9 protein-coding genes and 3 pseudogenes are annotated in these 8651 nt (G+C 47.6%); 9 read left to right on the forward strand and 3 right to left on the reverse strand.

Going from position 1 to position 8651, the window contains the following annotated elements:
* From C8R14_RS12385 to C8R14_RS12415, 7 genes and pseudogenes are all read left to right on the forward strand, one after another.
* Window positions 1-251 (forward strand): annotated as a pseudogene (locus C8R14_RS12385) (integrase core domain-containing protein); the annotation flags it as partial.
* 150 nt (window positions 252-401) lie between these two features.
* Window positions 402-1098 (forward strand): annotated as a pseudogene (locus C8R14_RS12390) (IS3 family transposase); the annotation flags it as partial.
* Window positions 1070-1459 (forward strand): annotated as a pseudogene (locus C8R14_RS12395) (transposase); the annotation flags it as partial. The pseudogenes C8R14_RS12390 and C8R14_RS12395, both read left to right, overlap by 29 nt.
* A 165-nt stretch (window positions 1460-1624) precedes the next feature.
* On the forward strand, window positions 1625-2926 hold the full coding sequence (locus C8R14_RS12400) for a M16 family metallopeptidase (protein ID WP_011635331.1): 1302 nt from the start codon (window positions 1625-1627) through the stop codon (window positions 2924-2926).
* 14 nt (window positions 2927-2940) lie between these two features.
* Window positions 2941-3495: a 16S rRNA (guanine(966)-N(2))-methyltransferase RsmD gene (gene rsmD / locus C8R14_RS12405; RefSeq protein WP_011635330.1), complete on the forward strand. Its 555-nt coding sequence runs from the start codon at window positions 2941-2943 to the stop codon at window positions 3493-3495.
* On the forward strand, window positions 3488-3982 hold the full coding sequence (coaD, locus tag C8R14_RS12410) for a pantetheine-phosphate adenylyltransferase (protein ID WP_011635329.1): 495 nt from the start codon (window positions 3488-3490) through the stop codon (window positions 3980-3982). Before rsmD ends, coaD begins: the two co-directional genes overlap by 8 nt.
* A gap of 5 nt (window positions 3983-3987) precedes the next feature.
* On the forward strand, window positions 3988-4257 hold the full coding sequence (locus C8R14_RS12415) for a YfhL family 4Fe-4S dicluster ferredoxin (RefSeq protein WP_011635328.1): 270 nt from the start codon (window positions 3988-3990) through the stop codon (window positions 4255-4257).
* Here C8R14_RS12415 and C8R14_RS12420 read toward each other — a convergent pair.
* Window positions 4226-4942: a YggS family pyridoxal phosphate-dependent enzyme gene (locus tag C8R14_RS12420; protein ID WP_011635327.1), complete on the reverse strand. Its 717-nt coding sequence runs from the start codon at window positions 4940-4942 to the stop codon at window positions 4226-4228. The two genes, C8R14_RS12415 and C8R14_RS12420, sit on opposite strands and share 32 nt — an antisense overlap.
* A 194-nt stretch (window positions 4943-5136) precedes the next feature.
* Between C8R14_RS12420 and C8R14_RS12425 the strand changes: the two genes are divergently transcribed.
* Window positions 5137-6180: a type IV pilus twitching motility protein PilT gene (locus C8R14_RS12425; protein WP_011635326.1), complete on the forward strand. Its 1044-nt coding sequence runs from the start codon at window positions 5137-5139 to the stop codon at window positions 6178-6180.
* 12 nt (window positions 6181-6192) lie between these two features.
* Window positions 6193-7329, forward strand: a complete 1137-nt coding sequence (locus tag C8R14_RS12430; protein ID WP_011635325.1) for a PilT/PilU family type 4a pilus ATPase — start codon at window positions 6193-6195, stop codon at window positions 7327-7329.
* Here C8R14_RS12430 and mnmA read toward each other — a convergent pair whose 3' ends face one another.
* Together mnmA and C8R14_RS13840 are read right to left on the reverse strand one after the other, a co-directional pair.
* On the reverse strand, window positions 7330-8415 hold the full coding sequence (gene mnmA, locus C8R14_RS12435) for a tRNA 2-thiouridine(34) synthase MnmA (RefSeq protein WP_011635324.1): 1086 nt from the start codon (window positions 8413-8415) through the stop codon (window positions 7330-7332). It abuts the gene before it with no gap.
* A partial coding sequence (locus C8R14_RS13840; protein WP_218117898.1) for a hypothetical protein occupies window positions 8412-8651 on the reverse strand: 240 nt, incomplete at its 5' end. The genes C8R14_RS13840 and mnmA, both read right to left, overlap by 4 nt.

Here is an 8651-nt window from a genome sequence, read left to right on the forward strand (position 1 = left end):
CCCTCGGTCGGCAGCAAGGGCGACAGCTACGACAACGCGCTGGCAGAAACCATCAATGGGCTGTACAAAACAGAATTGATTCACAAGCGCGCCCCTGGAAAACCAGGGAGGCCGTGGAGCTGGCAACCCTGGAATGGGCAGCCTGGTTCAACAACCAGCGGCTGCTGGAACCAATCGGTTACATCCCTCCCGCAGAAGCTGAGGTAAACTACTATAGGCAATTCGCCAGGAAAGCCATTCCGGTGGCTTGACTTTAACCAAACAGCCTCCTCAAAACCCGGGACGATTCATCTGAACAAATTAATAATTGAGCCAGATCAATTAAAATAGAGACTGTAAAATCTATTGTGTAAGTGCCAAAGCCTTCATACCTTGTGAAGGAATTTTCCATGACTACTTGTCGCAGAATCGGAAAAGCGCTCAATGCACGGGGTTATCCGGTGGATCGCTGGAAAGCTCGAAGATTGATGCGAGAAGCTGGCGTGCAAGTGAGGCACCGGGAAAAGTACAAGGTAACCACTGACAGCAATCATAAACAACCGCTATTCGAAAACAAACTGAATCGACAGTTTGATGTTGCTAAACTGGATCAGGCCTATGTGAGCGATATTACTGACATTTGGAATCAGGAAGGCTGGTTGTATCTGGTGTGGTGATCGATTTGTTTTCCAGGAAAGTGGTTGGCTGGAGTATGAGTACAAGAATGAAAGCAAGACTGGTGTGTGATGCATTGCAGATGGTTATCTGGCAACGTTAGCTGCAAGTAGGGATGACGGTACATTCGGATCGCGGATCGTAATATGCCTGCAAACAGTATCGTCAACTTCTAAAAATATATGGCTTTATCGGCAGCCTTAAACAGGAGCAAATCCACTGGCAATATTACCTGACCCGCTATGCAGCTCAGCAAGATGTATTGCATATATTTCCATGTTTTATAACAGCCAGCGACTACATTCATACTTGGGATACAAAAGCCCAAACCAATACCTGATTAGAAAGATTGTTCAGCCGGGCCCGATTTTTTCTATGATAAGGCGCATAGTGGCCCAAACACACCCATCAAAGCTCTGGCTTTACGCGCAAAGCGGTTTTTAACTGGATTACTGCTGACCTCGCGCCAGGTTGTATAGTCACTTCCGATGGATTGAGTTGTTTTACCGGGGTTGCTGATGCTGGCTGCCAGCACCGGGCAATCGTTGCGGACAGCCGCAAATCTAAGGATTTACCAGAATTCAGCTGGATCAATACGGTTTTGGGCAACCTCAAAACCAGCCTGGGTGGCACTTATCATGCATTCAATTTCGCCAAATATAGAACCCGTTATCTCGGTGCATTTGTTTACCGTTTCAACCGGCGCTTCCATCTTGAGGCGCTCCCTCTACATCTGTTCGTCGCCGCAGCCACTATCGGACCCCGGCCAATACGTTGGCTACGGCAAGCTGAACAATCTTTCTAATCAGGTACAATGTTTCTACATTTAACGCTAAGGAAAGGCTGGTTAAAGTGATAAACGTCATTGCGAGTGTGTGGTTTTTAGCTGCGAGGCCATAGGCCGTGGCAGGAAGCAATCCAGATGACGGAATAAATCAGTGTTTCCCTAAACTTACCGGGAAAGGGATATATGCGATTTTTACAGTTTTTGGTCATATTCTGGCTGGGTACTCATGCGCAGTGGGCGCTGGCTTTTTTGCCAATTCAGCAGTGGCAGACAGCAAACGGGGTACGGGTTTATTTTGTTGAGAATCACGATTTGCCGATTCTTGATCTCAGCATTGAGTTTCCGGCAGGCAGCAGTACTGATACCGCTGCGACATCTGGGCGTGCGAGGCTGGTACAACGGTTGATGGGTATGGGCGCGGGTGGTTTATCAGAAGATCAGATTGCTGAAACACTGGCGGATGTCGGAGCAGAGCTGGGTGGAACATTTGATCTGGATCGAGCGGGTTTGTCATTGCGAACGTTGAGTCATCAGCAGGAGCGCATTCGTGCGCTGAATGTGCTGGCACAAATCATCCAGCGTCCGGAATTTTCTGAACAAATCTTGGAACGGGAACGTACGCGCATCATTTCTGCACTCAAGGAAGCGGATACCAAGCCGGAAGTTATTGCAGATCGGACGTTAATGAAGCTGTTGTATGGCAAGCATCCTTATGGTTTGCGTGAATCCGGAGAGCCGGATACGCTTACCATGTTGAAACGTCAGGATCTGGTTGATTTTTACCGTACGCACTACACGGCTGGTAATGCAGTTGTCGCAATCATTGGTGATATCAAGCGTGATGAAGCGAATCATATTGCAGAGATGCTGACTGAAAATTTGCCCAGCGGAAAAACGAATAATAGCTTGCCAGCAGTCGAAAAACCGGAGCCGATAACCCGAAAAATTGCGCATCCGGCGACACAAAGCCATATCCAATTGGCTTATCCTGGGTTGAGCCGCAAGGATCCTGATTATTTTCCTTTGCTGGTTGGCAATTACATTCTGGGTGGGGGTGGGTTTGTATCTCGTTTGATGAAGACAATTCGTGAAACACGCGGGTTGGCCTACAGTGTTTACAGTGCTTTTATACCGTATCGGGAGAAAGGGCCTTTTGAAATCGGTTTACAGACAAAGAAAGAGCAGGCAGAACAGGCTTTGCAATTAACGCGAAAGACACTCAGTGACTTTGTTGAACAGGGGCCAACTAAGAAAGAATTACAGGCTGCCCGGCAGAATATTGTGGGGGGATTTCCCTTGCGTATCGACAGTAACCGGAAAATACTCGGTTACCTGGGGGTGATCGGGTTTTATGATTTGCCACTGACTTATCTGGAAGATTATGTCAAGGCAGTGGAAAAAGTGACTGTGGCACAGATTAAAGAGGCGTTCCAGCGCCGGATTGATCCAGCAGGGATGGTGACTGTAGTCGTGGGTGCAGAGTAGACTCCTGATTTTTCATGTTGCTAATGGGTAAAATTCGTATTATTGGCGGGCAATGGCGCAGCAGATTGCTCCAGTTTTCTGATGATAAGTTGTTACTGAGACCGACGCCAGATCGTGTACGAGAAACATTATTCAACTGGCTGGGGCAGGATCTGACCGGAAAAACTTGCCTGGATCTGTTTGCCGGTAGTGGTGCACTGGGGTTTGAAGCAGCTTCGCGTGGAGCAAAACAGGTCACCATGATTGAGCAAAATGTAAAGACGACGCGCAATCTACGCAACGCTATTGAGAAACTGGCTGCTTCACAAGTGAAACTTGAGCATACCGATGCCCGGACATTTCTTGCATCCAACTCTGAGTACTACGATATTATTTTTGTAGACCCTCCGTATCAATCCGGGTTGCTGACTGAAGTATTGCCATTACTGCCTGCGAGGTTGAGGAAAAACGGGGTGGTTTATGCTGAAAGCAGTGACAAGTTATTGCCCGATAATACCTGGTTGATCTGCAAGCAAGGGCGAGCAAGCCATGTTTATTATTGCCTCTTGACTCTGAATCTTGATGGATAAAGTTATTTACCCAGGTACGTTTGATCCGATTACCCATGGGCATGAGGATCTGGTATATCGTGCGTCGAGATTATTTGGCAAGGTGATTGTGGCGGTTGCTGTCAGTAGTGGAAAAGCACCTTTTTTCTCGCTGGAAGAACGGGTGAAAATGGCCAGAAACGTGCTGACCGGATATTCCAATGTTGAAGTAACGGGATTTTCCGGCCTGCTGATGGAATTCGCGCGGCAACAGGATGCTCATATCATCATTCGCGGTCTGCGTGCCGTATCTGATTTTGAGTATGAATTTCAACTGGCGGGCATGAATCGCGGCTTGTATCCGGACGTGGAGACCATTTTTCTGACGCCATCTGAACAATATATGTTTATCTCCGCCACGATTGTGCGTGAAATTGCCCGTTTGGGAGGAGATGTAAGCAAATTTGTACATCCTCTTGTGATCGAGCGGTTACGTCAGAAAAAGATAGAAATGAATAATGGAGAGTAATAAAAATGGCACTGATCATTACTGATGAATGCATCAATTGCGATGTGTGTGAACCTGAATGTCCTAACCAGGCAATTTCACAGGGGGAGGAAATTTACGAGATTAACCCGGATTTGTGTACGGAATGTGTCGGACATTATGATACGCCGCAGTGTGTGGAAGTTTGTCCGGTCAGCTGCATTATTGTTGATCCGAACCGGGTTGAGGATCATGAGCAGCTGATAGAGAAGTATCGTTTTCTGACTACGGGCGCGAACCGAGCTCCTCAGGGATAGCGTAACGTCGTTGACCAAAAATTGCTGTGCCTATTCTGACCATTGTGGCCCCTTCCGCAATGGCGTTCTCCAGATCTTCTGACATGCCCATTGATAGCGTATCCAGGATAAAGCCTTTCTGTTTGAGTTGCTCGTAAACTTCTCGCATCATCTGAAATTGTTCGCGTTGCAGCGCAGTGACAGCAGTCAGTTCCGGCACGGCCATGATTCCGCGCAGTTGAAGTCGCGGCTGCTCACTGACAAAGGCTGCCAGTTCTGCGGCTTTTTCCGGATCTACTCCACTTTTAGTAATTTCTCCACTTACATTGACTTGCACGCAGACTTGCAGGGGAGGTAATGATTCCGGTCTTGCTGCTGAAAGACGAGTTGCGATTTTTTCCCGGTCAATGCCATGTACCCAGGAAAAATTCTCGGCAATCAGTTTGGTTTTGTTGCTTTGAATTGGGCCGATAAAGTGCCATTCGATTGGTAAATCGGCTAATGCACGAATTTTAACCAGACCTTCTTGCAGATAATTTTCTCCAAACACGGTTTGTCCCGCTTCCCAGGCTTCTCTCAACTTATCCGGTGTATTGGTTTTACTGGCTGCCAGTAACTGAATAGTTGCCGGGTCGCGCCCCACATTTTTAGCGGCATCAATAATACGGTTCTTAACATTCTGCAGGCGTGAGGCAATTGTAGTCATGGCGAATAGTGATCTAAATGAGTTGACAAATACGATGGATATTACAGGGAAAGTTTGGCTGATGTTCCCGAAATATATTTAATTCCGTGCGGTTTGATCCGTTCTAGATTGGATCGGCCCGGTGTGGCCGGAAATGACATCCAACGATTGTCATTGACCAACCAATATTCCACGAGGTAGAAGGAACACATCGGATGAACATAGTAGAACTACTCTCATTTGTGGTCAAGAATAGCGCTTCTGATCTGCATTTATCTGCTGGCATGCCACCCATGATTCGGGTGCATGGAGAGATTCGGCGTATCAATCTTCCCGCACTGGAGCACAAGGATGTGCATGACATGGTGTACGACATCATGAACGATAGCCAGCGTAAAGCTTATGAAGAACATCTGGAATGTGATTTTTCATTTGCTATTTCTGGTCTAGCTCGTTTCCGAGTCAATGCCTTCAACACCCAACGGGGAGCAGCTTCGGTGCTGCGTACCATTCCATCCAAAGTACTAACGCTTGAAGAGCTGAAAGCACCTAAGATATTTGCCGAGATCGCGCAACAGCCGCGTGGCGTGGTGTTGGTTACGGGGCCAACCGGATCTGGCAAGTCAACTACGCTTGCAGCCATGATCAATGATATTAACGAAAATCAGTATGGTCATATCCTGACTCTGGAAGATCCGATCGAATTTGTGCATGAAAGCAAAAAATGTCTGATTAACCAGCGTGAAGTCGGGCGAGATACGCACAGTTTCAGCAATGCACTGCGCTCTGCCTTACGGGAAGATCCAGATATTATTCTGGTGGGGGAAATGCGGGATTTGGAGACTATCCGCTTGGCGATGACTGCTGCGGAAACCGGTCATCTGGTTTTCGGCACGCTACATACCAGTTCGGCTGCCAAGACGATTGACCGGATTATTGACGTGTTTCCTGCTGAAGAAAAGGAAATGGTACGTGCGATGTTGTCTGAATCGTTGCGTGCAGTTATTTCCCAGGCGCTGCTGAAGACAAAGGATGGCAAAGGGCGAGTGGCCGCACACGAGATCATGATCGGTACACCGGCGATCCGTAACCTTATCCGGGAAGGGAAAGTGGCACAGATGTATTCAGCCATCCAGACCGGGCAGGGAGTCGGGATGCAGACACTTGATCAGAATCTGACAGATCTGGTGAAACGCGGTGTTATTTCGATAGCGGAAGCGCGCACCAAAGCGATGAACAAAGATAATTTCCGGGGTTAAGGGTAGAACATGATGGAAAAAGAACAGGCACTTAAATTTATGCATGATTTATTGCGACTGATGCTAAGCAAGAAGGCTTCAGACTTGTTCATCACAGCAGGCTATCCTCCGGCGATGAAAATAGATGGAAAAATGACACCGGTCACGCAACAGGCGCTCTCTCCTATACATACCGAAGCTCTGGCACGGGTCATCATGAATAATAAGCAGGCGGCAGAGTTTGAGACCAGTAAGGAATGCAATTTTGCGATTAATCCTGAGGGGATCGGGCGTTTTCGTGTTAATACCTTTGTCCAGCAACAGCGGACGGGCATCGTTTTGCGGACAATTACCACAAAGATCCCGGATTTCGATGATCTCGGGTTGCCACCGGTTCTGAAAGAGGTTGTCATGAGCAAACGCGGTCTGGTGGTTTTTGTCGGTGGAACCGGTTCGGGAAAATCTACCTCGATGGCGGCGTTGATCGGCTATCGCAACAAAAGCAGCTATGGACACATCATTACCATTGAAGATCCGGTTGAATTTGTGCATGAGCATATCAACTGCGTCATTACTCAGCGGGAAGTCGGGGTTGATACGGAATCCTGGGAAGCTGCGCTGAAGAATACGTTACGGCAGGCGCCTGATGTTATTTTGATTGGTGAAATCCGGGATCGGGAAACAATGGAACATGCCATTGCCTTTGCCGAGACCGGGCATTTATGCATGGGTACCTTGCACGCAAACAGTGCTAATCAGGCGTTGGATCGCATTATCAACTTCTTTCCGGAAGAGCGGCGTGCGCAGTTGCTGATGGATTTATCACTGAATATGCGGGCATTGGTTGCACAAAGGTTAATTCCCAAAAAATCAGGCAGCGGGCGGGTTGCGGCAATCGAGATAATGCTCAATTCTCCGTTGATTTCCGATCTGATATTCAAGGGAAATGTGCATGAAATCAAGGAAATCATGAAAAAATCAAGTGAATTGGGGATGCAGACCTTTGATATGGCGCTATTTGAACTTTACGAGAGTGGTGTGATTTCCTACGAAGATGCATTACGTAATGCTGATTCCGTGAATGAACTGCGACTGCAAATCAAACTGAACGGAGCAGAAGCAAAACGTATACATACAGAGACAAACATCGAAAATTTAACCATTACCTGATTACACACTGTCGGTAATGATTCCTCCTCCCAGGCAGACTTTGCTTTCATAAATTACTACAGATTGCCCGGGAGTGACTCCCCATTGCGGCGCTGCAAAGCCGATCTGACAGGAATCATGCTCAAGGCGGATGATTGCGCAAGGTGCATCCGTCTGCCGATAGCGGATTTTGGCTGCATAAACCCAGCTTTGATGGGGCGGTGCACCGCTGATCCAGGAGAGATCGGCGGCAGTCAGTGAAGAACGTAACAGTGCAGGATGATCGTGCCCCTGCACGACATATAACACGTTTGTTTGCATATCTTTTCCTGACACAAACCAAGGTTGCTCGCTACCTTCGCGAATACCGCCAATACCCAGCCCCTGCCTTTGCCCGATGGTGTAATACATTAATCCCTGGTGCTCTCCAACGATCTGACCGTCCAGCGTATGAATTTCGCCTGGGTCGACTGGTAAATATCGGTTGAGAAACTCACGGAAAGGGCGTTCGCCAATGAAACAAATTCCAGTGCTATCTTTTTTGGTTGAATTGGGCAGTCCGTGCTTGTGTGCAATTTTGCGTACCTCTCGCTTGTAGAGGTGGCCAATAGGAAAAATTGTGCGTGACAATTGTTGCTGATTCAGCCGGTAAAGAAAATAGCTCTGATCCTTGTTGCCATCTTCCCCTTTGAGCAACTGAAACTGACCGTTGATTTCATGTACCTGCGCATAGTGTCCGGTTGCAATCCAGTCAGCGCCCAACGCCAGCGCGTGATCGAGAAAGGCTTTAAACTTGATCTCACTGTTGCAAAGCACATCTGGATTGGGCGTGCGTCCAGCCTGATATTCTGCTAAAAACAGGCTAAAAACCCGCTCCCGATACTCAGCTGAAAAATTCACTGCTTCCAGCGGTATATCAAGGATATCTGCTACAGAAGCGGCATCGAGAAAATCCTTGCGGGAAGAGCAATATTCATCGGTATCATCATCTTCCCAATTTTTCATGAAAAGGCCTATTACATCATAGCCTTGCTGCTTGAGTAACAAGGCGGCAACTGATGAGTCCACTCCGCCAGACATACCTACAACTACACGTGATTTATTCATTCCATCAACCGAAGAAACAGATACAGCAATTCTACCTTGCTTCCGGGCCAGCGATAAATTATGCGGCCTTTATCTTGTGCCTGGATACTCGGAACAATGCTTAGTAGTTCGTATTCAGATTTTTGCCCCGGTACCGGCTTCTTAAAATCTTGACTTGTCTCTGATGAGAAAGTAGTCTTGGGGCGCTGTGATGTATAGAAGTGATTTTGGCTGGTTACCTGAGAGGGATTGGGGTA

The organism is Nitrosomonas eutropha (genome assembly GCF_003201195.1).
Taxonomy (GTDB): domain Bacteria; phylum Pseudomonadota; class Gammaproteobacteria; order Burkholderiales; family Nitrosomonadaceae; genus Nitrosomonas; species Nitrosomonas eutropha.

Excerpts from the sequence above, each read along its gene's own strand:
- mnmA (WP_011635324.1), bottom strand. The coding sequence starts at position 8,415 with ATGAATAAATCACGTGTAGTTGTAGGTATGTCTGGCGGAGTGGACTCA.
- C8R14_RS12400 (WP_011635331.1), top strand. The coding sequence starts at position 1,625 with ATGCGATTTTTACAGTTTTTGGTCATATTCTGGCTGGGTACTCATGCG.
- C8R14_RS12430 (WP_011635325.1), top strand. The coding sequence starts at position 6,193 with ATGGAAAAAGAACAGGCACTTAAATTTATGCATGATTTATTGCGACTG.
- rsmD (WP_011635330.1), top strand. The coding sequence starts at position 2,941 with ATGTTGCTAATGGGTAAAATTCGTATTATTGGCGGGCAATGGCGCAGC.
- C8R14_RS12415 (WP_011635328.1), top strand. The coding sequence starts at position 3,988 with ATGGCACTGATCATTACTGATGAATGCATCAATTGCGATGTGTGTGAA.
- C8R14_RS12420 (WP_011635327.1), bottom strand. The coding sequence starts at position 4,942 with ATGACTACAATTGCCTCACGCCTGCAGAATGTTAAGAACCGTATTATT.
- C8R14_RS12425 (WP_011635326.1), top strand. The coding sequence starts at position 5,137 with ATGAACATAGTAGAACTACTCTCATTTGTGGTCAAGAATAGCGCTTCT.
- coaD (WP_011635329.1), top strand. The coding sequence starts at position 3,488 with ATGGATAAAGTTATTTACCCAGGTACGTTTGATCCGATTACCCATGGG.